At 40.9% G+C, this 23,639-nt stretch carries 22 protein-coding genes; 10 read left to right on the top strand and 12 right to left on the bottom strand.

Going from position 1 to position 23,639, the window contains the following annotated elements:
• Positions 1-12: 12 nt before the first annotated feature.
• From HWQ43_RS02110 to HWQ43_RS02095, 4 genes are all read right to left on the bottom strand, one after another.
• A complete protein-coding gene (locus HWQ43_RS02110) occupies positions 13-456 on the bottom strand; it encodes a type II toxin-antitoxin system PemK/MazF family toxin (RefSeq protein WP_292729561.1) in 444 nt (147 codons plus the stop codon).
• Positions 450-692, bottom strand: a complete 243-nt coding sequence (locus HWQ43_RS02105) for an AbrB/MazE/SpoVT family DNA-binding domain-containing protein (RefSeq protein ID WP_094342324.1) — start codon at positions 690-692, stop codon at positions 450-452. Before HWQ43_RS02105 ends, HWQ43_RS02110 begins: the two co-directional genes overlap by 7 nt.
• Positions 693-861: 169 nt before the next feature.
• Positions 862-1,170: a type II toxin-antitoxin system RelE/ParE family toxin gene (locus HWQ43_RS02100; protein ID WP_292729558.1), complete on the bottom strand. Its 309-nt coding sequence runs from the start codon at positions 1,168-1,170 to the stop codon at positions 862-864.
• Complete coding sequence (locus tag HWQ43_RS02095; protein ID WP_099102796.1) at positions 1,167-1,433, bottom strand: type II toxin-antitoxin system ParD family antitoxin; 267 nt, start codon at positions 1,431-1,433, stop codon at positions 1,167-1,169. The genes HWQ43_RS02100 and HWQ43_RS02095 overlap by 4 nt, the downstream gene beginning before the upstream one ends.
• A gap of 205 nt (positions 1,434-1,638) precedes the next feature.
• On the opposite strand from HWQ43_RS02095, the gene HWQ43_RS02090 reads away from it, so the two are divergent.
• From HWQ43_RS02090 to HWQ43_RS02080, 3 genes are all read left to right on the top strand, one after another.
• Entirely contained in the window at positions 1,639-3,960 is a 2,322-nt protein-coding gene (locus HWQ43_RS02090) for an ATP-binding protein (RefSeq protein WP_292729553.1), read from the top strand.
• Positions 3,961-4,012: 52 nt separating this feature from the next.
• Positions 4,013-4,486, top strand: coding sequence for a response regulator (locus HWQ43_RS02085; protein ID WP_292729550.1), 474 nt, complete (start codon positions 4,013-4,015; stop codon positions 4,484-4,486).
• Positions 4,487-4,764: 278 nt separating this feature from the next.
• The gene (locus HWQ43_RS02080) at positions 4,765-6,522 is read left to right on the top strand and encodes an ATP-binding protein (protein ID WP_292729547.1); all 1,758 of its coding nucleotides are present in this window, start codon (positions 4,765-4,767) and stop codon (positions 6,520-6,522) included.
• Positions 6,523-6,731: 209 nt separating this feature from the next.
• Here HWQ43_RS02080 and HWQ43_RS02075 read toward each other — a convergent pair whose 3' ends face one another.
• Complete coding sequence (locus HWQ43_RS02075; protein WP_292729543.1) at positions 6,732-7,172, bottom strand: hypothetical protein; 441 nt, start codon at positions 7,170-7,172, stop codon at positions 6,732-6,734.
• 498 nt (positions 7,173-7,670) lie between these two features.
• Here HWQ43_RS02075 and truB point away from each other — a divergent pair, with 498 nt between their 5' ends.
• Complete coding sequence (gene truB / locus HWQ43_RS02070; protein ID WP_292729539.1) at positions 7,671-8,555, top strand: tRNA pseudouridine(55) synthase TruB; 885 nt, start codon at positions 7,671-7,673, stop codon at positions 8,553-8,555.
• A 108-nt stretch (positions 8,556-8,663) separates the two neighbouring features.
• Here the strand turns inward: truB and HWQ43_RS02065 are convergent, their stop codons facing one another.
• The 4 genes from HWQ43_RS02065 to HWQ43_RS02050 form a co-directional block, all read right to left on the bottom strand.
• Positions 8,664-9,443 (bottom strand): hypothetical protein, encoded by a 780-nt coding sequence (locus HWQ43_RS02065; RefSeq protein ID WP_292729537.1) that lies wholly within the window; start codon positions 9,441-9,443, stop codon positions 8,664-8,666.
• A 201-nt stretch (positions 9,444-9,644) separates the two neighbouring features.
• Complete coding sequence (locus HWQ43_RS02060) at positions 9,645-10,481, bottom strand: protein-glutamate O-methyltransferase CheR (RefSeq protein WP_292729665.1); 837 nt, start codon at positions 10,479-10,481, stop codon at positions 9,645-9,647.
• Between the two features lie 42 nt (positions 10,482-10,523).
• On the bottom strand, positions 10,524-11,060 hold the full coding sequence (locus HWQ43_RS02055; RefSeq protein ID WP_292729534.1) for a hypothetical protein: 537 nt from the start codon (positions 11,058-11,060) through the stop codon (positions 10,524-10,526).
• 186 nt (positions 11,061-11,246) lie between these two features.
• On the bottom strand, positions 11,247-11,813 hold the full coding sequence (locus HWQ43_RS02050; protein WP_292729531.1) for an HD domain-containing protein: 567 nt from the start codon (positions 11,811-11,813) through the stop codon (positions 11,247-11,249).
• A 236-nt stretch (positions 11,814-12,049) separates the two neighbouring features.
• On the opposite strand from HWQ43_RS02050, the gene HWQ43_RS02045 reads away from it, so the two are divergent.
• From HWQ43_RS02045 to HWQ43_RS02035, 3 genes are all read left to right on the top strand, one after another.
• Positions 12,050-12,790, top strand: a complete 741-nt coding sequence (locus HWQ43_RS02045) for a DUF2993 domain-containing protein (protein ID WP_292729528.1) — start codon at positions 12,050-12,052, stop codon at positions 12,788-12,790.
• A 33-nt stretch (positions 12,791-12,823) separates the two neighbouring features.
• Entirely contained in the window at positions 12,824-13,375 is a 552-nt protein-coding gene (locus HWQ43_RS02040; RefSeq protein ID WP_292729525.1) for a DUF2231 domain-containing protein, read from the top strand.
• 496 nt (positions 13,376-13,871) lie between these two features.
• Positions 13,872-14,249: a hypothetical protein gene (locus HWQ43_RS02035; protein ID WP_292729524.1), complete on the top strand. Its 378-nt coding sequence runs from the start codon at positions 13,872-13,874 to the stop codon at positions 14,247-14,249.
• A 291-nt stretch (positions 14,250-14,540) separates the two neighbouring features.
• On the opposite strand, the gene HWQ43_RS02030 is transcribed toward HWQ43_RS02035, so the two are convergent.
• Entirely contained in the window at positions 14,541-17,843 is a 3,303-nt protein-coding gene (locus HWQ43_RS02030) for an alpha-mannosidase (protein ID WP_292729521.1), read from the bottom strand.
• Between the two features lie 87 nt (positions 17,844-17,930).
• On the opposite strand from HWQ43_RS02030, the gene HWQ43_RS02025 reads away from it, so the two are divergent.
• Together HWQ43_RS02025 and HWQ43_RS02020 are read left to right on the top strand one after the other, a co-directional pair.
• Entirely contained in the window at positions 17,931-19,568 is a 1,638-nt protein-coding gene (locus HWQ43_RS02025) for a hypothetical protein (RefSeq protein WP_292729519.1), read from the top strand.
• Between the two features lie 169 nt (positions 19,569-19,737).
• Entirely contained in the window at positions 19,738-20,103 is a 366-nt protein-coding gene (locus tag HWQ43_RS02020; protein WP_292729516.1) for a response regulator, read from the top strand.
• Between the two features lie 225 nt (positions 20,104-20,328).
• Here the strand turns inward: HWQ43_RS02020 and HWQ43_RS02015 are convergent, their stop codons facing one another.
• A complete protein-coding gene (locus HWQ43_RS02015; RefSeq protein ID WP_292729514.1) occupies positions 20,329-20,502 on the bottom strand; it encodes a hypothetical protein in 174 nt (57 codons plus the stop codon).
• A gap of 83 nt (positions 20,503-20,585) precedes the next feature.
• Here HWQ43_RS02015 and HWQ43_RS02010 point away from each other — a divergent pair, with 83 nt between their 5' ends.
• Positions 20,586-21,506 (top strand): alpha/beta hydrolase, encoded by a 921-nt coding sequence (locus tag HWQ43_RS02010; RefSeq protein WP_292729512.1) that lies wholly within the window; start codon positions 20,586-20,588, stop codon positions 21,504-21,506.
• 163 nt (positions 21,507-21,669) lie between these two features.
• Here the strand turns inward: HWQ43_RS02010 and HWQ43_RS02005 are convergent, their stop codons facing one another.
• Entirely contained in the window at positions 21,670-23,481 is a 1,812-nt protein-coding gene (locus HWQ43_RS02005) for an RNA-binding domain-containing protein (protein WP_292729510.1), read from the bottom strand.
• Between the last annotated feature and the right edge of the window lie 158 nt (positions 23,482-23,639).

Genomic DNA, 23,639 nt, shown 5'->3' with positions numbered 1-23,639 from the left:
TTATTTGCGTCTTTATAAAATCAGAGGTTCAATTTTTGCTTGGACTTCTTCAATTAGCTCCTGTTCAACTTTCTCTACAAACAAAATCTTTCTAGCTTTCCAGTCTAGTGATTTGATCTGATCGGCTAGCACCACGCCACTGGTTATCATTCCGTCAGGAAGCGGAACCTCAAAGTTAAGACCTTTTTTTTGATTAGTAATTGGACAAACTATAACTATAGAAGCCATTTGATTGTATTTTAATGGCGACATAACTAAAAAAGGACGATAGCCCATCTGCTCACGCCCTTGAGGTTTTAGTTCAGTATTAAGGGTTTCAGCAATATCTTCAAATGACATTCCTGATGTTCTCAGGGCTAATACATGTCGGATCGAATCAGCCGTAATTTGCTTTGTAGTTCCGCAGTCTAACTTGACAATATCACCTCTATCTGGAATGTATGGTTTAACTACCAAACTTCATTCCCTACAGCAGATCCAGTATCTATTTCAGAATGGAAATTATCTGGAGTCATACCTTCCAATAATTCATCAAGCGTATATTTTTTTCGCTGCTGCGGCGTGATGACAATACTATTGCCTGAAATGCTGAAAGTTATGTCTGTCCCCTCTTTGACATTAACTTGTTCAGCCAAAGCTTTCGGAAGTCGAATAGCTAGGCTGTTTCCCCACTTAGCAACAACTGTAGTCATAACTACCTCAAAATAAATGCTTTCTTAGAGAATTCCACACCCAAACATAAAACTTTCGGAGCTTGACGCACCTAATTTTTGACTATTTTAAGTATCTACTTTGAATATACCATAATTTGTATTTTCGCTATGTTACGGCTTCCATAACGTACCGAAAACCATCTTCTAATTATTCTCCGGCGAGTTCCCGCGCAATATCCATGTTTGCTGCCAGTACACGCACGATTTCAACGGGGTTTTCACCTCTGTATATCAGGAAATATCGGGGCTGCACCAACCAGAAACGGACGGGAAGCGGAGTCAGGTCGTAACGGTACTGTCCGATTCTGGGGTTGTCTGTCAGTAATTCACAGGCACAAAGAAGCTTATCTAGCACCTGTTCGGCAGCATCCGAATTATCTCGCGCGATATAGGCATAAATTCCCGCGAGGTCGTTTTCAGCTTGCGGGGAGAGAATATAAAGTTTTGGGTTCGTCACAACGATTTTTTGATCAATTGTTGTGCTTTATTGCGGATGCGCTCTCGCGCACCTTCTTGGGGAAGACCTTGTGCATTATCAAGCTCCGAAAGACCGATAGCGATTTGCTCATTGAGCCACAATTTATACTCTTCGGAATGGTCGTTAAAGCGTTTCAAAAGACGCAACCCCTCCCGAATCACCTCGCTTTGAGAATGGTACAAGCCGGACTCAACCTGCATTTGGACGAAGGCTTCCAACTCAGGAGTAAGGGAAATATTCATGTATCTATTTCTTTATAACAAGAATAGACATTATAATAACAGTTTTTGTTATTGCTTGCCAGTGAAAACTTTCGCAAATATCTACGTAAAAACCGTAACAAGTAGAGTTGATATGCGATCGCATTCAAACTTCAGGACATATACTTTAAAGAAATATGACATTTAATTGCGTTATTGTAAAAATCAGCTTTACATAAGTTCAGTTATGAGCCAGCCGGAATATACTACAGCCCAAGCTACTGCCCTGACTAACCACGATCGCAAACCAATTCATATACCTGGCTCTATTCAACCTCATGGCGTTCTACTGGCACTCAGTACTCAGCTAGAGATACTGCAAGTTAGCAACAATACTCAAGTATATTTGGGCAAAGAGCCAGAAGATGTACTCGGTCGGCCCTTGAGCTATTTAATTGACCCTCGGCAAGTGGAAATTGTCAAGCAGTGCTTAGGAAAAAAAATTGGCACTGCTAATGCTTTCAAAGTATTAATAAATACTTTAAATGGGGAAAGATACTTTGATGCTATTGCTCATCGTACAGAAGAGGCTGTGATTCTGGAGCTAGAACCAACTGACTCTGAATCTGAGGTGAGTTTCTTAAGCTTTCATGCTTTGGCGGGTGAAGCGATCGCTAAGATGCAAAGGACATCCAATCTGGTAGAATTTTTGCATTTGGTGGCTGAAGAAGTCCAAAAAATCATCGGTTTTGATCGGGTGATGGTCTATCAATTTGACGAGTCAGAAGCGGGTTCTGTTGTTGCAGAAGTTAAACGGGAAGATTTATCACCTTATTTAGGACTCCACTATCCGGCTACAGATATTCCAGCGCAAGCTAGGGAGTTATACACGCGCTGCTTTCTCCGATTTCTCCCCGATTTAACTGCCGAACCTATCAAACTAATTCCAACGGAAAATCCGACAACACATCAACATCTTGACTTAAGCTACTGTCTGCTACGGAGTTTTGATCGGTGTTGTACTGAATATCATCAAAATATGGGGGTGAAGGCTCTTTTGGTGATTTCAATTATTCAAGAGCAGAAGCTTTGGGGATTAATATCCTGTCACCATCAAACACCAAAGTATGTTTCTTACGAAGTCCTCAAGATGTGCGAATTTTTGGGACAGATTGTTTCTTCAGAGTTAGCGCACAAAATTAGTTACTCAGAATGGGATTATAAAGTAAAACTCAAATCGCTACAGTCTGAGTTTTTAGAATCTATTTCCCAAGCAGACAATTTTATCGATGCCCTAATCAAACCGGAAATTCGCTTGCTCGATCTTGTGAGTGCTTCAGGAGCGGCGGTTTGTCTGGATAATGAAATTAACCTTGTGGGAACAACACCGAATATTCATGAAGTTCAGGCACTCATTGAATGGGCGGATACCCAAGTTAGTGACAACCTGTTTTCTACCGATTCTCTGCCGAAGCTTAACTCAGAGGCGCTGATATTTAAAGATACTGCTAGTGGCTTGTTGCTGCTGCGAATTTCTAAAGTCCGGCGCTATTACATCCTTTGGTTTCGCCCTGAAGTTATCCAAACGGTACACTGGGCAGGAAATCCACAAGAATCCATACAAGCACAGGCAGACGGTAGCTATACCCTGTCTCCCCGAAAATCCTTTGAACAATGGCAAGAAACGGTTAGATTAACTTCTCTACCCTGGAAACCTTGTGAACTTGACAGTGCGATCGCTCTGAGGAATGCGATCGTTGGTATTGTACTCTCGAAAGCGGATGAATTAGCTAAAATCAACCTGGAGTTAGAGCGCAGCAACCAAGAACTAGCGTCCTTTGCTTACGCCGCTTCCCACGACCTCAAGGAACCTTTGCGAGGCATTTATAACTTCTCAACAGTGTTGCTAGAAGACTATGCCCAAGTATTAGATGATGAGGGAATTGAGTGCTTGCAAACAGTAGTATCCTTGTCTGTACGCATGGAAACTCTGATTAATGCTCTCTTGCGGCTCTCGCAGTTAGGACAAGCCCAACTGCGCTTGCAAGCAACTGACCTCAACGAATTACTCAACCAAGTAATAGACGTTTTTCGTGCGAGTCGCCAAGACTCTGGGCTTGTGGATATCCGCATTCCTCGGCCTTTACCAACAGTTTTGTGCGATCGAGTGCTGGTTAATGAAGTCTTCAGTAATCTGCTTGGTAATGCGTTCAAATACAACGATAAGGCGGAGCAATGGGTTGAGATTGGCTATTTTTCTCAAGAAGCAGGGGGACAAGGGGACAAGGGGACAAGGGGACAAGGGGACAAACAGAATAACCAATCCCCAATCCCCAATCCCCAATCCCCAATCACTTTCTATATACGAGATAACGGTATTGGAATTCCACACCATCACCTAGAAACTATCTTTAGATTGTTTAAGCGGCTCCATTCCCAGGAAAAATACGGTGGAGGAGCCGGTGCAGGACTAGCTATTGTTAAGAAGATTGTTGAGCTTCATAACGGTAAAATTTGGGTGAAATCTACTGTAGGCGTTGGCTCGATGTTCTATTTTACGCTGGAATAGTTTAAGATAATGACTAAATATATATTTTTGTTAAGCTCTTTTAAGATCGCGAATGACAAAAAAACTTCATGAACCGCTGCTCGTTGTTGAGGACAGCAATGAAGATTTTCGGATGCTGCAACGTCTGATGCGGCGTATGTCCGTCCAGAACCCCATACACCGTTGTACTAATGGAGATGAGGTTTTAGAGTTTCTCTATCAACTGGGGAACGATGCCTACCCTAAAGGCGAAGACCTACCTAACTCAAAAGTAGTATTACGACCCTCTGTGATCTTGCTCGATCTGAATTTGCCAGGTATTGATGGGCGTGACATTTTAGATCGGCTCAAGCAAGACAAGACTTTCAAGGGAATCCCCATCGTTGTTTTTACCACATCATCTAACCCCAAGGATATTGAATTGTGCTACCAAAAGGGCGCAAATGGATATCTGGTAAAACCGATGGATGCTCTGGAACTAAAAAAGACGATCCAGGCATTCGTAGATTACTGGCTTGAAGCCAATACGCCGCCTGTGTTGGATTAAGTTGTTTATTTTCTGTTGATGTAGCAGTAGGGGAAAAAGGATAATAAAGGAGACGGCTCAGAGGAAACAGAGATATTTTCCTTTTTAGTCACTGTATCTGTTTGTCTCTGTTAGATTCCTTTTCCCCATTTTCCTGTTTTTGACTATTTGATGTTTCTTTAGGATTACTAAAGATTTTAGATTTTATTTACACTTATTTTATATTATTTTTAGAATTATGCAAGAAAACACAATCTGGATAAAAGGGATCTATATGGCTCCCTGATCCTCATAACCTTATGTTGGACACATGGACGCTACTTATCATTGATGATTGTGCCGCAGATCGGAAAATCTATCGTCGATATCTTTTGAAAGATCCGCACCAGTCCTACCAGATTTTGGAGGCAGACTGTGCAGAAGAAGGAATTGCTTTGTGCCAAAAAGTACGCTGCGATGTCATTTTGCTGGATTTTTGCCTACCTGATATGAGTGGGTTAGAACTTTTTGATCGCATCCAGCAGGAGATATTTAAGACTTCTATCCCCGTGATTATGTTGACAGGGCGCGGTGATGAAGAAATCGCTGTGCAGGTAATGAAACGGGGTGCTTTAGATTATTTAGTCAAGCAACATGTGACACAGGATGTGCTGCAACTAGCAGTTCGCAACGCCATCAAGCAATCGTGCTTGCAAGCCCAGCTGATCAAAACTCAGGAGAGACAGCGCCTAATTGCCACGACTGCTTTACGAATTCGTCAGTCTCTTAACTTAGAGCAAATTTTGAATACGGCTGTAGCTGAGGTACAGCAACTTCTGAAGTGCGATCGCGTGATGGTTTATCAGTTTGCCCCAGATACAGATGGTAAAATAGTCGCCTCATCAGTTGAGTCATACCGCACTCTGGCATTGTGCGATCACGTCGGTGCTGGGATTGGGGAGCAGGGGAGCAGGGAGGAAGTTGGAGTAGGTTTTTCTCCTCTGCCCCTCTGTCCCTCCGCCCCTGTGTCTCTTGTGCCCAATACCCATTACTCCTTATCCCCAGAGGGAGGCATACCTTCCCCAATCCCTTATATCTATGAGCTTGGCTTGTGTAATTGTGTCAATCTAAAAGAGCAATTCAATACTAAGGCAAATCTGGTAGTTCCGATTAATCTGAGCAATAATGGGAACCCAACACCCAAGCTTTGGGGTTTATTGATTGCTCACCATAATTCCGGGGAGCGACACTGGCAAACTGATGATGCAGAAATGCTCAATGAAGTATCAGTACAATTAGCAATCGCTATTCAACAGGCGGAATTGCTAGCTCAAACTCAAGCAGCCCTTGCCAAAGAAAAGCAACTCAATGTATTTAAATCCCAAATAATTACAACGGTTTCCCATGAGTATCGAACGCCGCTAACTTCAATTCTGGCTGCGGCATCAACTTTGGTAAAACATAGCCAGCAATTAGATGAGTCTAAACAACAGAGGTTCTTGGGAATCATTGAACAGAAGGCAAGGTATATGTCCAAACTCGTGGATAATATGCTTCTGGTTAACCAACTTGAACTGGAAAAACCCAAGTTTCAACCAATTTCAGTCGATTTACTGCAATTTTTTTCTGACCTTTTAGAACAAGAGCGAGAAACAGTAGGCGATCGCCACGAATTGATTTTTAAAATTACTGGTAATCATCATGGATTTTGGGGCGATCGCGGACTTTTGCAACAAATTTTTATTAACTTAATGTCCAATGCAATTAAGTACTCTCCAGATGGAGGTAGTGTAGAATTTCATCTGATCGGCAAAGAATCAGAAGCAATTTTTTACATTAAAGACTGTGGAATTGGTATCCCGATGGTAGATCAAGAAAATTTGTTTCAATCCTTCAGTCGTGGAAGTAACGTTGACACAATTCCTGGTACAGGCTTAGGGCTAGCGATCGCTAAAGTTTGTGTCGAGTTACATAGTGGCAATATTACCTTGTCAAGTGAAGTGGGGCAAGGAACTAAAGTTACAGTTAGCTTACCGAAGATATGCCCAACTGGTCAACTATCCCCATCATCCACTTGATCCACTTGATTTATATAATTTTAAAAAGCATTAGGACTTACGCAATAACTCTCTAAAACTCTTATTCCTTTGTGCCCTTTGCGTCCTTGGCGGTTCGTTTTTTTATAGGACTTATGCAAAAATCGCCAAAAATCTTAATTTCTCGAACCGCCAAGCCGCCAAGAACGCCAAGAATTGTAGAGTTTGCGTAAGTCCTGAGCATATTGTAATTATTGCTCTTGAATTTCTATCTTACTAATCAACCATTCTTTGATTGTTTTCCCGCAAGGCTCAGAACTTTGGCAATCACTGACGTTCTCTAGAGAATAAAACATTTTTACTTTTTTGTTGACGTATTTTTCTGGTTCACAAACCTCAAAGACTGCACCGACACCTTCATACACTTTGCCATTTTCATCGACAACAGTAACGTAGCATTTCAAGTCTCCGTTTTGCATATCTTTGATAGTACCACAAATTGGATTATCGTTTTTAATTTTCTTGGATTGATTGTTTTTAATAGATGCTGAATTAATTGAATTTTTGCTGTTATCTAGTTTTACTTCATTTACAGAAATAGATTCAGAATTAACTTGGATAGCTGTTGCAGGATTTGCTTTATTAATTTTATTCTTTCGAGAAGCACTCTTGTCAGAGTTACTACAACTCATAATCAACAGAGAACAAAAAAGCAATGTAGTAGTAAAGATTGTTTTTTTTTATTTCATTTATGTTTATAAAAATCATCGATGGGTGTTTTTCTAAAAGCGCTACAGGTAAGTTATTTGATTTACAATGAAAACTTTCATTAAGTTTTCTCTGATAATTGTTGATTATTACAGTTTTATTTGTTGGAAATTATAATTGACATCGTGATATTTGCGGAAAATACTCGGCGTTATCTCAATACGGTTCGGTTAAGGTTTTTTGATGAAAATGATAGATCACAAAGATCCGATAAATCATCACAAAGACGCGATAAATCGCCGTCTCTACAAAAGACTGATTATTGTAAAGACGGCGATTCATCGCGTCTATGCTTAGAGAATACCTTAACACTGGTAACCTTGTATAAAATAATGCCTAAACTAGTCTTGGTTACTAAATATTAATGCTTTGAGCATTAAATAAGTATTTAATAGAGTTTAGAAGCTGTAAGTATTGATTTTGTGTTATTTCAAGGTTTTCTCAACTTAAACAAACCATTTGACTGGACTTCCCACGACTGCGTAGCGCGGGTGCGAAAATTGTTGCGCCTCAAACGTGTAGGACATGCGGGAACCTTAGATCCAGCAGCAACAGGGGTTTTACCGATCGCACTTGGTAAAGCCACAAGATTATTGCAATATCTGCCAGAAAATAAAGCTTACAAGGCTACGATTCGTCTGGGTGTGCGGACTACAACCGATGATTTAGAAGGTGAAATCATTAATTCTCAAGCTTGTGCCGGATTGAGTTTGACAGAGGTGAAAACTGCACTGGCACAATTTGAAGGCAAGATTGAGCAAATCCCACCGAATTATAGTGCAATTCAAGTGGATGGGAAACGTCTCTACGACTTAGCACGCCAAGGGAAAATGGTAGAAGTTCCAGTGCGGACAGTGGAAATTTTTCAGATAGATATTTTGGACTGGAGAGAAGGAGATTTTCCCGAATTGGATGTGGTGATCGCTTGTGGATCTGGTACATATATTAGAGCGATCGCTCGTGACTTAGGTGCAATCTTAGAAACTGGTGGCACTCTTGCAGCTTTGATCCGTACCCAAAGCAGTGGTTTCGATTTAACAGATAGTCTCACTTTCACTGACTTAGAAGCTAAATTGCAAGGCGGGATATTTCAACCTCTTGCCCCTGATGCAGCGTTACAACATTTGTCGTCTGTGACTTTACCAGCAATATCTGCTCAAAAATGGTGTCAAGGTCAGCGAGTTTCTCTAAATTCTGAAGTTAATGAGATAGTAAGAGTTTATCAAGAAGAGACTCGCTTTTTAGGTGTTGGACAATTACAAGATGAAGTGTTAATTCCGCAAATGGTTTTTGAACCGATTTCTTAAAACTGTTGTTCTAAGTAAGTGGCTGTGAATAATTAAATTACATAACATAGTTTGATTTATTCTAGTCCACTTACTTATTTACTTACTTTTTCTCTTTAAAAAAAGGCATTAAACCAAATAACTCGTATTTGGTACGATCGCAAAGAACGCATACTCGTACCAAGCAGTCCAGATGAAACTGCGAATCCATCGCTGACGCTTGTCGGGACTCAATTCGTATTCAAACGCCCCACGAGATACATCAATGGAAGATAGATGAGAGTTGCAACCGCAACCATGCTGATAAGTAAAACCGTATTTGGAGGCAATACTTTGCACCTTCATTTGAATAGCAAATACCTTCCCTGCATGGAGTATGGCATCCCAAGCACGTTTGTGTTCGATATCGCGCTGATCGAATCGCAAAGCACGTTCTTCAAAAACATGATCGCGGTAAATTGGTGCTAAATGCACGTGATAAAAGCTAGCAGGTAGTTCATAACCAAATTCATTGAACAAATCTATGCCAATATGAGCCACTTTTATTTCATCAGCGTAATCGACTCCTTTAGACTCCACATCACGGAGAATTTCTGCAAAGTTCGGATAGCTGTGTTTGAGAAAGTCTTGTCCAAAGAACTCTAAGGTTTCCCATGCCAGTTGTGCAAATAACTGGGAAAATGACGGTATTAAGTGAGCTAGTTGGGGGCGATCGCTAAATAAGTCAACATCACCACATTCTAATTTATACAAAAACAACTGCGCCATCTCAACATAGCTTTGGGGTTGGGAAAGTCCGACACTCGTGGTTCCTCTTGCAATGTCTTGCCATATAGAAGGTAGTTGAGAAACATGAACCGCATTTTCTCCAGCAATGACTGCAACAGGAGGACATTCGAGAAGTTGCATCGACAATCTCCTTAAATACTTTAATATGTAATTTACCTTAAACGCTCGCTAAATCTATCTTCTGAACACAATAAAAAATGTTTGACAGACTGTCTTTTGACAACGAGCGCAATTTTATTCCTAATTTTCGGGGTATTGGCTATTAGTTATTTTCAGATAATTCATAATTCATAATTCAATTACCCATTCAAAGCATTCTTTTCACATACCTGCTACTTTCCTATATATTTTCTCACCCTTGACTAACTCTTCATAGTAAGGCTCATAAGAGGTGAATCTGATAGATTCTTGTCTTCCTAAACCCAAGATACCAAAAGTACAAAGGCTATTATAAAACAGTTCGTGTACCCGTTTTTGAAGGAACTGATTAAAATATATCAGGACATTACGACAAAGAATCACATTAAACTCATTAAAAGAACTATCAGTGGCTAAATTATGCTGGGCAAAAACAACATTTTCTCTTAGGGATGAGCGAAAAATCGCGTTGTCATAAGCTGCTGTATAATATTCAGAGAAAGATTTCTTGCCGCCTGCTTTTAGATAAAGCTGAGTATATTCCTGCATCATTTTCAGCGAGAAAATCCCACTTTTGGCATTTTGTAATACCTTCTCGTTTGTATCAGTGGCATATATGCGGCAACGGTGATAAAGTCCTTCTTCTTGCAGTAAAATTGCCATTGAATAAACTTCTTCACCAGTTGAACATCCAGCGTGCCAGATGCGAATAAACGGATAGGTTTGTAAGAAGGGAATAACCTGATTTCTGAAGGTATTATAAAAGCTGGGATCACGAAACATTGATGTTACATTCACCGTCAGAGCAAGCAAAAATCTTTCTAAATAGGGGCGGTTGTGGAGTAATCGCTCTTGCAATGCAGAAACATTTGCTAACCCTTCTAAGTGCATAAAGCCCTGAATACGTCGCTTGAGTGAAGAAAGAGCATAATTGCGAAAGTCATAACCGTAGTACTGATACACACCCTCCAATAGCAGGTGTATTTCTATATCCTCCAATATTGGTTTTGGTAGAGGCATAATACTCATAATTCATCATTCATCATTCATGATTCATAGGTTTCAGCTTAACCAAGTGGCTTTTACTACTAAAACAGCGATCGCAATTATTGAAATTCCAGCTAGCCATCTAACCTGATAGCGCAGATTTTTAATCTCTTGGCTTAGACTTTCTGTTTGTGGTATGGAATATGGTTCCAGTTGTACAACTTCGATAGCTACTTGTTCGGGTGTCTTTTGGGGCTTTTCAAAAGATACTTGCGTGTGTAGCCAATTAGTAATCAGTTGGGGACAGTTCTTTTTAAACCAATTTAAAGCTAATGTTTTAAAAACTGGTTTCGACATTCTGGCAATTAATTTCATCACCCTGTTTAAGGGTTTCAGGCGAAGCTTTTGATTGATCAGATTGACTGAACCAACATCATAAAGACAATCCAGAATTAGTTTTACAGTGGCTTCTTCACTGTTAATCAAGTTTTGCAGTAAAATCAGAACATCATGCATACGCTCTGCCTCCATATACTTTTCTGCCAAGTTTTCTGGAGGGCTTACAGAAGGATTTACAGTTGGATTTAGAGTGTTTTTTCTTACTATCGTCATATTGGTAACATAGCAGCCATAATAATTTCAGTACACCTATCTATCGAGAGAAAGATTTTTTATCTAGAGAGAGAACCTAAAAGCCAAAATTTATTCGTGAGAGACATAACTAGATCGTTTCTGTAAAAAAGCTATTTGTCTAAATTCTTCTAAATTTTTTATCTACTTATGGATAAATAAACTTTTTTATTTAGATGCTAATACCTCAATTTGCGAAATCACCCGTTCTAATTCCTCAATGATTACAGTTGTTTCAGTCTTTTTAAAGGCATCTACAAGCGCCCGATAATACCAAAGAGTACCTTCTTTACGCCCATGAAAACGTTCCCAAAGTGATTCACCTACAATGCGATAATCTTTGAGAATAGACTGGGCGTTGTAAAGTTTATCTGCTGATGACACAAGTAGAACTGATGGGGAAGCAGTAGGAATATGAGCAATGTATGCCTCCTTTCGCTGTCGCCAAGGGGGTTTTGGAGTTGTATCAGCATCAGTACAACCATCGACAATTGCCGTTACATTGTCACCAAAGCGACGGCGAATTTCTTCTCGTGTTGCAGCGCCACCTTGATCTTCGATCGCATCGTGTAAGAGGGCTGCGATCGCTTCATCTTCATTTGCCCCATATTCTAAAGCAATACTGGCGACACCTAATAAATGGGCAACGTAGGGGACACCTGAACCTTTACGAATTTGGTTAGCGTGTAGTTGGGTGGCGTAGGTAAGGGCTGTGGTAAAACGTTCTGAGAGCATTGTATAAAAAAGTTCCAGCAGTCAGAAGAACTCAACCGAAATATTGTGTTTGTGTCAATTTTATAACAAATCGCTCCAAGTGCAGAGGTAATAAAAGATGAAAAGGGTAAAATTGAAATTTGAAATTAGGTAGACAACATTTAAATCTATATTCCATCGCCAGATAGATAAAACTCTGCTGTTAGTTTATTAAATTTACTCAAGGATGTGCTTTAAAATAGGAGTTAATTTAGATAATGCCAGACAATCCTGGATTAGGAGAGCAAGCGCTCAATAAAGCGGCAGAAATAGGATTATCTAGTCAATTAGATGAAGTAGAAAATTTAGATGTAGACATCAAGACAGACCCGCTGAAACTGGTTCAGGGAGAGGTGGATGAAGTGACAATTGAAGGTGAAGGTTTGGTAATGCAAAAAGACCTCCGTATGGAGGAATTGGAAATGCAAATGACTAGCGTTGCCATTAATCCTCTAAGTGTGGCTTTTGGCAAAATTGAACTAACTAAACCGACTGAAGCTCATGCACAGGTTGTCTTAACCGAAGCTGATATTAATCGTGCCTTCAATTCCGAATATGTGCGTTCACAACTGCAAAGTCAAAAAATACATATTAACGGACAACTGAGGAGTATTGAACCTCAAGATGTAGATTTTCGATTACCAGGTGATGGGAAAGTAGCACTAAATGCCAGCATAAAATTAGTAGAAACTGATGAAAATCAGCAAGTTGCTTTTTCCGCAGTCCCCAAGATTAGCAGCAATGGAAAAAGTGTTGCTTTGGAAAATATTGAGTATAGCGAAAGTGAGGAAATATCGCCAGATTTGACAAAAGCTTTGATAGATCAAACTAGCGAAATTTTGAATCTAAGTAACTTTGATTTAGATGGTATGAGTCTGCAAGTCAACCAACTAAAAGTAGAAGTAGGCAAACTAATCCTACAGGCTGAAGCTTATGTGGAAAAAATTCCTTCAGCTTAAAAATGTAACGTTCATAAATTCAGGATACTAATAATGGAAACTACAGAAACAACGCAAACAGGTTCAACACCTTTTCCAAATATTCCACCAGTTATTGAAAGTAACGACAGTGAGTATCGTGATACTGGTGTACCCAGTACAGTTGCGATCGCCGGACATCCCCTACACCCGTTGAGTGTGATCTTTCCCATAGCCTTTTTAGCCGCCGCTTTGGGCAGTGACATTGGTTATTGGTTAACTGGCGATTTCTTTTGGGCTAGGGCTTCGCTATGGTTAATCGGACTTGGATTAGGTGGAGGCATCCTTGCATCTGCGATCGGTCTTAGCGACTTTGTGAAAATTGAACGAGTCCGCAAGCGCACCGCCGGTTGGACGCATTTGATACTTAACGTTTCTATACTAGTTTTATCACTCGTTAACTTTCTCCTCCGCTTGGGCGACGCTGAATCCCGAATAGTACCTTGGGGACTGTTAATATCGCTTGTTGTCGGTACACTAACTAGTGCTTCTGGTTGGTTCGGTGCTGAACTCTCCTATCGCCACAAAATTGGTGTAGTGGGTGGAGGTAGTAGAAGATATCCTTAAAGAGGCAGAAGACAGGAAAAATGCAGCAATTAACAAGATAGTTGGTCGGAGCTAGAAACCCACTAACAGATTATTAATTACAGCTTCCGCTAAGAATATTTAGCAGTTATCGTTTGTATTTGATACAGTTTTGATACATCTTGTGGGGTGGAGATAAGTCTGATATAAGGTTTTACCAAATCAAAATTTGGGAGGCTCTTTCTCTTACCAAGTAAGGCTTTTAAACCCATCTCACAAGAAAAAAATTAGCGTATTTAATTACTAACTGTATACTTTCTCTAATGTATACTTTATCTAAGTGGTGAAAAAAATTACATTCTGTTAATTACTAACTATTTATATACACAAGCTTATAAAAATTACAATTATACAAAAGGGTGAAATTACAATAGAGAATTTCATACCAAATTGAGTTTAAAAAAGTGCGGTAGCAGTAATTTTCAGAGTTTAAAGTGTTTTAATAAAGTTATTACCCAAAGTTTAGAGAAGCAAAAACATGAAAGGTTTCAGGAAACTATCCTCAATAGCAATGTTGCTATTTGCCTTTGTGTCCCCGCCCTCATTAGCTGAAGCGAAAGATATTTCTCTAAGTAATACTCTGAATGAACAGAGCGTTGCCCCAGATGCCAACCTGGTTGGAAATAAAACTGGAGAGCTTTTGATTGCTCAACGGCGGTCAAGACGATACCAGAGAATCCGACGACGGCAGATAATCCGACGACGGCAGCCCTATGGACGATACCAGAGAATCCGAGGACGGCAGCCCTACGGACAACGGCAGATAATCCGACGACGGCAGGGCTTTGGACAACGCCAGATTATCGAACGACGGCAGCCCAACAGACGATACCAGATTATCCGACGACGCTATTAGAGAAATAAGTGAAAATGACGTAGGCATAATCCTCTTCTTCTAACAGAGACGCTACGCGTAGCTTGCTTCTAGAAAGTGGTGTGGGAAGGCTTCAGCTACATGATGCCTATAGTTTCTAGAGATGTCTATTGAGGACTCGTGATACAAATAAGGCAATTGTTAATAGGAATCTGGTGAGAAAGAATGTAGAGAAGCAGCACTGCTACATCTCTAAAAGGGTTTTAGATAACACATATTTAATTTCACCAGAGGTCTAATGGTTAGTGGTTACTAACCATTAACTATAGCGGCTCACTTCAGACTGGGATTAATCGCTGGTATCACCTTGAAATTGGCGATTTTCCAAGGTTGTACAATCGAGATTTTTTGCTGCGATGAAAATTCAGTACTGGCGGAACGCTCTAATAAATCTACTGTATTTCCGAGATTCAACCCTAAATCACTTTGCAAAGATAACTCGGCTATTTCTCCGTGAGATTCATAACATCGCAGAATTAACTGCTGTGGGTCATCTTCAGATGGCTTCAAGGCCATCAAGATTAAATTTTCAGCTGATAAATTTAGGAAACTTACTCCTTCAATAGTGCTGTTAGCGGTAGCTCCGGGTTGAGCCAGTGGCCAATTCAATATCACTTGCAACGGTATATTCAATTCATAGCCACGCCGTACTGTATGGGCTGATTCCCAACTATCAGCATGAGGATACAAGGTATATTTGAACTCGTGAAAACCTCGGTCAGCCTCTGAGTCTGGCCAATTAGAACTGCGTAGCAGTGTTAGGCGGAGTTGATTTGGTTTGCTGTCATAACCGTATTTACAATCATTGAGCAAACTGACACCATAACGATTTGGGATTGCGGTATTTGTCTGTGTATCTTCTGCTGTTAAATCAGCCCAACGCAAAGCGGGAACTTCCCATTTTGCTTGTTCTGCGGGGGTTTGCGGTTTAGTTGGTCGGCGAATCGCGCCACAGGGAATTTCATAAGTAGCAAAGTCAGCTTCAATATTTAGAGGAAAAGCAGCTTTCACTAAGACATGATTTTCTTGCCAATTGACAGTTGTAGCAATGTTCAGCAGAGGTGAACCAACTTGCAGAATATAGTCTTGGCAAAATTCCGATTCACCCAACTGACGCACCACGCGCACACGACTTTGCACTGGGCCTTGTTCTAACCACTGAATAGATTGAAGATTTGTTGAGGGTAAGGGATGTTGAGCATAATTGGGGTCTATATTCCAAGCATCCCAATATTGCCCACTGTCTTTAAAAGCTTGCAGTTGATTCCCCGCTCCACTCAAAACTTCTCGCTGATAAGTTTTGTCAAAAACACTTGATAAATCTCCGGTGTCAGGATCTATAACAACTCGCAAGAATTCATTTTCTAAAATCCAGTCTGGGAAAAATGCGGGAGATGAGGGAGAGACGCGATTCATCTCGTTTGGACTGGAGAGTGAACGGGAAAGCCAAAATATGCGGTAGCCTACGGGTGGAATTTCGGTGGCGAGAAATAGTAGGGTTGATGGTTCAGATAATTGGGAGACAAGCTGCTTTCCAGAAGCATCGAAAATCTGCCATTCTTGAGTGGTTGTTGGTGGCGTGGGTAAGGCTACAGAGATTACCTCAGAACGTTGCCAATTGAGAGAATTGAAAACAAAAATAGGCCGACTATCGGGTTTTGGTGGTTCTGATAGGGTAATGTGAGATGCGATCGCTAAAAGTGATTCCTGTAATATTTTCGTTCCCACTTGTTCCACTTGCTGCCATTGGGGCAACGCATCTGTGTAAACTTGGGTAATTGAAGAACCAGGTAAAATATCGTGAAACTGTTGAAATAACACCAATTTCCAAGCTGCTTCAATTTCTGCCTTGGGATATGTCACACCACAGCTTACAGTTGCCAAAGTAGCAAATAGTTCAGCTTGATATAATAAATTTTCACAACGACGATTCCAACGTTTTTGATCTGCGTGGGTAGTGTAGCAACCGCGATGAAATTCTAAGTATAGTTCGTCATTCCAAGTAGGGAATGAGGAGGATGGGGAGGCAGGGGAAGAATCATAATTATTAACAGACGCGATGAATCGCGTCTCTACAACTTGCTGTAAATACTTTTCAGCCGTCGTAAATTCTAAGTCTGGAAATAAAGGCGACTTTTGCCAGCGTTGGGCGGTTTCTAACATATCACGGGTGGGGCCGCCGCCGTGGTCGCCGACACCGGGAAGCCAGAGAGATTCTGGTAAACCAGTTTGAGTTTGCCACTCAAGAGCATAAGTTGCCATTTTAACTGGATCTATAGCTTCACCGATGGGTGCAGACATCAAACTAAAGACTTCGCACCCATCAGGCGATCGCCACCAAAAAGCCCCATAATCAAATTTAGTAGTATCATTCCACCGCAACTTCTGCGTCACAAAATACTCAATTCCGGCATTAGCGAAAAACTGCGGTAAAGTTGCACAGAAACCAAAAGAATCTGGAACCCATTCCACAGTTGAAAGCTTGCCAAATTTCTCCTGGATGTAGCGCTGACCATATAGTAGCTGACGAACTATTGATTCACCAGCAATTAGGTTGAGTTCTGGTTCCACCCACATTCCGCCGACAACTTCCCAACGCCCTGCGGCTACCTGTGCTTGAATTGCCCTAAATAAATCTGGGCGATGTTCCTCAATCCAAGCATAAAGCGCGGGAGTCGAATGACAGAAAATTAACTCAGGAAAATCTGCTTGCAACTTCAGAACCGACTCAAAAGTATTTTGCGCTGCATTCCAAGTTTCACTTACAGGCCATAGCCATGCTAAATCTAAGTGAGCATGACCCAACAAAAAAATTTTAGATTTTTGATCCCCCCAACCCCCCTTCAAAAGGGGGGCTAAGATGTCAGATTGAATTAAATTTTGACGTAGAGACAAAAACGATTTTACTAACTCTTCCTTGGCGTCCTTGGCGTCTTCTCTACGAGACGCTTCGCGAAGGCGGTTCGTAACCTCCCCCACCATCGCCGCCAAAACATCCAACTTCTCGGGCGCAAATTTTTCTAAATAAAGTTGCACCACAGCTAACTCATCAGCCACAAAACCCGGATCGGGATTATTATCAACATAAGACTCATACACTAGGCGCGATCGCACTAAAGCACCATCACAATGTCCCGGACTCACTAACCGCAAAGCCACAGTGAATTCTTCCCCTGCCGTCACCCCTTGACTGAGAAGCACTCTCGGCGAACAATCAAATAAATCACCCTCCAGCACTAACTCACCATTTACATAAATCTCAGCAGAATCCGCCCACCAAACCAGTGCCAGCCGCAAAGACAACCCCGCCAAGGGATAACCGTGTAAATCTTGGGGAACAACCAATCTTTGCACTAGCCATAGCACTTTCTTCCCGCCCGTCCAAGCAATATGTTCTTTAGCATTCAACTGGGCAAGTTGCCAATGAGACAAATCAGCAGCTACAACATCAGTAATAACTAGGTCAGATTCCTGATACAGCCACGTAGACTGAAGATTAACTTGACAAAAAGAGCGCAGTTGCTCAATTGCTTGTGAGATAAATTTGGTCTGGGATTGAGAGACAGTCGGGGTCATATATTCGCTAAGATGAGGTGTTGGTCGTTTTTATTGTTTGGCGCGAGTCTCACAACTTAACAAGGCTTGAACTAAAAAATTACTACTATGTCTTCTGGTTCCTCTGGTCGTTATCAAAGCAGACTATTTAACTTTGTCCACCAGCAATCTCGGCGGGTGACACAACAGTGGGAACATACCTTCCGGCATTTGCAAGTCGCCACTAAGTGGGGTGTCGAGGTACTACTTTACCCAGTGTATCTACTGTTTCAGTCATCTGAATCATCTGGGAAAACGCTACATACTAAAGAACCACAAACTAGATTAAAGTTACAACCAAATGATACCGATTTCCAGCCTAAAACTCTACCCAATGCTGATAGTCCCATTCAAAATGTACTAGAGGCAGTCAATTATCTATCATCAGATGAACCCGCCTCGACTCCTACAAAAGCATCTGAACATTTCAATCCCTTAGCTTTATTGGGAGTTTTCCGGCTGAAATTCGTTGAAAATAACTCTAATCTTAGTCAATCATCAAATATTACAGATAATCAAGCTGTCAGTCTCAACCCTTCACAATTAGACAATGCCCTTCAACAGCGTCTTTCAATAGTGCGAGGAATTGCCACAAATTTGATGAATCGAAATTTAGTACTTGTTACTGCCGACAATGAAATTCTAGATATCTTAACACCCGAACAACAGGCAAAATTAGAAGACCGAATTATTAACGAAGTTGCTAATTACTGGCAGTATTGGCGTTTGATTGTAGCTAAAAAAGAAACGCAGTTATTACCACAAATTGACCGATTATTAGTAAAACTAACTGACGTAAATCTAGCTAAAATTCCAGTTTTAGCGGAGGGTATACCAAAAAATTTACTTAATACAGATAAATTATTAGCATTTCTAGATATAGCCATTGCTAAGTTGGAATCGAATGCTTTAGTCCCAGTGCAAGAACGTAGTCAGGAAATTGTCCAAGTTGCCCAAACTCAGTTAAACATATTTCTTTATGGCAAAGAGCAATTAGCTGCCAAAGGAGAAATTTCGTCCAACGCTAATGATTTAGAAACTCATTCACAGAATTTTCAGGCTTTGATTGAGGCGGCGCTTAATTACTTTTTTGGTGTTGGTAATAGAAAAAAACTTGAGACAACTAGTAATGAAAGATTACCAGTTAAACTCTTCTCGTCACGTCTTAGAAAAGTCTTGTCCAAAATCCCTTTGATAGAGAACCAGGATTTAAGAGATGATCCTTGGCTAACATGGAATGATTTATTTGGTGACAGCCAAAGCGTTGCTGACAAGCCAGTTACACTTTCTGGGGGGATAAATCCTGCTTTAGCCCCAAGTTTATCAATAGGGCATTTTCCACAAAAGAATTTGAGTGTAAAACAATCTAAAGTCGGATCTGGTTTGGTACAAAGAAAACAACCAAGTAGTAATCTTACCTCAAGTCAAAAAACATCTGGAAAAGTCGCCTCTGTCAAACAAACTCAAACCCGCATTTCCCAAACTAAAAGCGAGAGTCGTAAAGGGGAAATTTTGCAACAGCAATTTCACCAAAGCAGTCAAGTTGAGCCGCAGCCGGATTGGATAGAAACCACAGCAACTTCAACTGGCTATGAAAAGCACCCCTTAGAGCAACTTCTAGAATGGCTTGATTATGTTATGGTCTGGCTAGAAGAGAGATTTGTAAAGATTTTTCAGTCGTTGCGGCAGCTATGGCAGGGAAAATAATACTAATTCGTAATGGGCTACGACCCGCTGCGCTAACGTAATTCGTAATTCGTAATTCGTAATTAATACTCATCAGATTTAATTTGGGTTATATCTGTGGTCTTATGTTTGGCCCTTTTTAGTCGGCAACGCCAGATAATGCTTGCTCAAAAAAATTTTTAACTATATCATGCACAGAATTCTAGTGATTGAGGATGATTTTTTGCTATTAGAACTTATAAAGGAATTACTTGAATTGAGAGGGTTCTATGTTATTACCACAAATACTTACCAAGAAGGATATGATCTATTCACATTAGAACAACCCGATTTGATTCTGTGTAATTATCCCTTTTTTGATCTCAATAGCTTAATCATTATGAAAACTATTTGCGATGATGCAGCAATACAAAACATTCCCTTACTATTTATGCTTAACTACCAAATAATAAAAAATTCCGAATGTGACACTATTTTGAAACAACAAGATATTTTATTTAAACCATTTTCTTCTGTAATTTTATTAGAAAAAATTTCCACTTTGTTACAGATATAAGGTAATTGCTAAACTCCCTTGACAAGAGGCAAAGATATTCAATCGCACTTTTAAAATTGCCCCTAGATGCACTTCATGTAGGTTTAGTAGGGTTCAACCCTTGTTATCTATGGTTACAGGCAGAGAACAGGTTTCAGTTTTCCCTCCTGCCCTCCGCCTTTCCGAGGTGTTCGACCCTTACTTTGAACGCATCCCGAAGCGACGCAGCCTAGAGTTGGCTCTAGGTTAGGAATGCCCTTGACTAATAATTTCCAGATGATTGAGAGTTTTTTCGATGGCGTTGCATAATGCGGGATGAATTGGCGGTTGAAACCATTGAAAAATCGTGACAAAATGGGCGAAATCATCCCATAATTCAGCAATGCCCTGAAGCAAAGTCAGGTAAGCTTCTTTACCCAATTTTCATAATTTGAATTCTTGTATATATTTTGATGTTGACTTTTTAGTAGCTTGTTGGGAAAATTATGTAAAAAATTAACCTTATGATTGACTATAGCGATCGCCTAGCTTCTCGTAAAGAAGGCAGATTCCAAGGTGTTGGAGGACTTAAACTGTATTACCAAAGCTGGCATCCAGAAGGTAAAGTCCGGGCAATATTAGCCATTGTGCATGGACTCGGAGCGCACAGCGATCGCTACAGTAATGTAATTGAGCAGTTGATACCCAAGCAATACGCTGTCTATGCCTTAGACTTGCGTGGTCATGGACGCTCACCGGGTCAACGAGGCTATATCAACGCTTGGAGTGAGTTTCGTGAAGACTTAGGAGCTTTTTTACAGTTAATTCAGACTCAGAATCCTGGATGTCCAGTTTTTCTCTTGGGTCACAGTTTAGGCGCGGTGATTGTCTTAGATTACATTCTGCGCTATCCCCAACAAGCATCATTATTGCAGGGTGCGATCGCTCTTGCGCCAACCTTGGGGAAAGTTGGAGTCTCACCTATTCGGGTACTTTTAGGAAAAATGCTCTCACGGGTGTGGCCGCGTTTCACCCTGAATACAGGCATTGACATTAGCGCTGGTTCACGAGATCCGCAGGTTTTAGCTGCGATCGCTCAGGATACACTGCGACATACCCTTGGTACTGCCCGTCTAGCTACAGAATTTTTTGCAACAGTTGATTGGATTAATGCTCATGCAGGTGATTGGCAATTACCATTGTTGATTCTCCACGGTGGTGCAGACCGAGTTGCTTTACCTGTGGGAAGCGACATCTTTTATCAACGGGTAAACTATACAGATAAGCTGAGAATTGAGTATCCAGAAGCCTATCACGAAATTCAGCGTGACCTCAATTATCGAGAGGTAATGGCTGATTTGGAAGATTGGTTAGAGCGACACCTACCATCTGAGGTGGTGCAGTTAGGGAGGGGAAGTGGTGACTTAGAGTTTCCCAGTTTTTAGTTTTCAGTACTGAGGCTTGATAACTGTATCCTCAAGGAATGCGTAGGTGTAGTCTGTCGTACACATCGCCTCTCGATTCCTTGATGATAATTCAACAAAAGTGTAAAAATTTTCAAGGCTCAAGATGTTTTTATAGTAAATACGGTAAGATTTTAGTTGGTATTTACAAATCAAGCTTAAGCTGTATTGGCCCTTTCTGCTCAGACTGCGGTTTTGCATCACAGGGTTTTAAAGGAGTTAGTTTAGAGTCATCGCTTGCAGGTATCTTTGCTTCTTCAGTCAGGCTTGTAGATGCCTTTGCGTCTTCGCTCAAGATATAGTAGCCACTACGGCCTCCGATACCCATATGCTTTAAAAGATCCCGATCAGCAAGTTTACGTAGTAAGTATCTTGCCTGATTAGGATTGATGCGACATAATTCTGCTGTTTGTCCTCGTGTAATACGTCCATTGGTCTTGATGTACTGTAAAATCATCTGTTCTCTCTGTAGTTCATCAAACCCACGACGGCGAATATATGCTTCTGGACGACCCATTTGACGATAAACAGATGCGCTCAGATGGTACTCACGCTGTTTTGCGGTTTTGATACGTTCTACCAGACCATTCTCCATTAATTCCTCAAGGAGATGGCGAGCATGAGCTTCTCCTTTTTGAGTCAGACGCCCTGCTTCAACGATATTTATTTCTCCTTCTTGCCTAAGATAATTGAGGAGTATTAATTCATCTAAGGTAAGCAACCGTTTTAGTCGCCTCTCCTCAGCTAAAATAATTTTTACAAAATCTAAATCAGCTTTTCCACCAGGTAGCCGAACGATGACATTTGAATTGGTAGTAGCGGAATAATCTGGCAGTGGATGTCCAGTGCGTAATTGACCAGAATATATAAGTCCAATTCCACGACCAGTACGTTCTACCAAACCTATTCGCTTGAAGATATCAGCGAGTAATGGATTTCTTGGTAAAGGACCGCTAACTAATAAAGAATCCAATTGAATGCCTTCAACAAAACCTCCTGGATTTCTGATAACTAACGCATCATCATGTGTCTGAATATGAACTGCTCCTATACGATTGTAATCGCGGTGGGTAAGTGCATTATTAACAGCTTCACGAAATGCACGTGGATCATAAGCTGGAACACCCACACGAAAGAGGTCAACTGTTAATTCATTTTCTTCATTTCGCAAGCTAAATGCTTCCATAATGCGCTCAAAAACGCGCAATAAGGGCCAGCGATAAAATTCATTGATTGCAACATCTTGACCCCTTAACACTTGAAAAGCTACTTCGTGGGTCGGAACTTGCTCACTCAAGACACTTTCTCGTCCAATAACAAGTAAACCCGCAAGTGTTGGTACTAAATCATCTCCCCGTACAAAACTTAAAGCTTGTGCTAATTCCCGATCGGATAAATCTTGAAGCGATATATCGCCACGATATTCACTTAGCAATCGCCGGAGACGAACAAATTCAAGTGGATCAAGGTCATCCCAGGTAGTTCCAGTTATCAGCCGTGCTGTAACATCACGCTGACCTCGGTCAGCATACCAACTATCTATTTCATTCGCATAAAGTGGTTGGCATTGAGGTTTTCCGCGTGTATCTAATCGACGTATCAGCGTTCGACCATTGCTTGTTGATACCAATTGCGGTGTAGTGGGTACGTTTATTACAGCCACGCGTCCTTCAGGCAAATCAATCATTGCCGTTTCTACGGACAGAGATGGTGTTGTTTTACTTGCTATCAAAGCAGACAACAAACCTGGAGAAGATTCTGCAAGCTTTTGATTTAAGCCTGTTATACAACCATCATCCTCCACACCAATTACTAGTTTGCCACCATGCTTGTTAGCAAGGCATACTACAGCTTCTACCAATTCATTCTCAGGTAGTGGTTTGCGATCGCTCTTAAACTCTACAGTCAGAGTTTCGCCATCACCTATGAGTTTTATGAGTATTTCTGGAGTTATCATGCCTATAGTATCCTAGCGATCGCATATTGAAAAATAACAACTACAGTGTTGTTGGATCAACCGCTACAATTCCTTCAGACGCATAACGAATGAAATCTTTAGTATTGAATGTCAAAATATGCGTCACACTATTTGCCTTTATATTAGCAACGAGACGA

Source organism: Nostoc sp. JL31 (assembly GCF_017114965.1).
GTDB classification, from domain to species: domain Bacteria; phylum Cyanobacteriota; class Cyanobacteriia; order Cyanobacteriales; family Nostocaceae; genus Nostoc; species Nostoc punctiforme_A.
This window is presented reverse-complemented; position numbering and strand designations above follow the sequence as displayed.

Excerpts from the sequence above, each read along its gene's own strand:
- HWQ43_RS02105 (WP_094342324.1), bottom strand. The coding sequence starts at position 692 with ATGACTACAGTTGTTGCTAAGTGGGGAAACAGCCTAGCTATTCGACTT.
- HWQ43_RS02095 (WP_099102796.1), bottom strand. The coding sequence starts at position 1,433 with ATGAATATTTCCCTTACTCCTGAGTTGGAAGCCTTCGTCCAAATGCAG.
- HWQ43_RS02090 (WP_292729553.1), top strand. The coding sequence starts at position 1,639 with ATGAGCCAGCCGGAATATACTACAGCCCAAGCTACTGCCCTGACTAAC.
- HWQ43_RS02085 (WP_292729550.1), top strand. The coding sequence starts at position 4,013 with ATGACAAAAAAACTTCATGAACCGCTGCTCGTTGTTGAGGACAGCAAT.
- HWQ43_RS02080 (WP_292729547.1), top strand. The coding sequence starts at position 4,765 with ATGTTGGACACATGGACGCTACTTATCATTGATGATTGTGCCGCAGAT.
- HWQ43_RS02075 (WP_292729543.1), bottom strand. The coding sequence starts at position 7,172 with ATGAGTTGTAGTAACTCTGACAAGAGTGCTTCTCGAAAGAATAAAATT.
- HWQ43_RS02065 (WP_292729537.1), bottom strand. The coding sequence starts at position 9,443 with ATGCAACTTCTCGAATGTCCTCCTGTTGCAGTCATTGCTGGAGAAAAT.
- HWQ43_RS02060 (WP_292729665.1), bottom strand. The coding sequence starts at position 10,481 with ATGCCTCTACCAAAACCAATATTGGAGGATATAGAAATACACCTGCTA.
- HWQ43_RS02055 (WP_292729534.1), bottom strand. The coding sequence starts at position 11,060 with ATGACGATAGTAAGAAAAAACACTCTAAATCCAACTGTAAATCCTTCT.
- HWQ43_RS02050 (WP_292729531.1), bottom strand. The coding sequence starts at position 11,813 with ATGCTCTCAGAACGTTTTACCACAGCCCTTACCTACGCCACCCAACTA.
- HWQ43_RS02045 (WP_292729528.1), top strand. The coding sequence starts at position 12,050 with ATGCCAGACAATCCTGGATTAGGAGAGCAAGCGCTCAATAAAGCGGCA.
- HWQ43_RS02040 (WP_292729525.1), top strand. The coding sequence starts at position 12,824 with ATGGAAACTACAGAAACAACGCAAACAGGTTCAACACCTTTTCCAAAT.
- HWQ43_RS02035 (WP_292729524.1), top strand. The coding sequence starts at position 13,872 with ATGAAAGGTTTCAGGAAACTATCCTCAATAGCAATGTTGCTATTTGCC.
- HWQ43_RS02030 (WP_292729521.1), bottom strand. The coding sequence starts at position 17,843 with ATGACCCCGACTGTCTCTCAATCCCAGACCAAATTTATCTCACAAGCA.
- HWQ43_RS02025 (WP_292729519.1), top strand. The coding sequence starts at position 17,931 with ATGTCTTCTGGTTCCTCTGGTCGTTATCAAAGCAGACTATTTAACTTT.
- HWQ43_RS02020 (WP_292729516.1), top strand. The coding sequence starts at position 19,738 with ATGCACAGAATTCTAGTGATTGAGGATGATTTTTTGCTATTAGAACTT.
- HWQ43_RS02010 (WP_292729512.1), top strand. The coding sequence starts at position 20,586 with ATGATTGACTATAGCGATCGCCTAGCTTCTCGTAAAGAAGGCAGATTC.
- HWQ43_RS02005 (WP_292729510.1), bottom strand. The coding sequence starts at position 23,481 with ATGATAACTCCAGAAATACTCATAAAACTCATAGGTGATGGCGAAACT.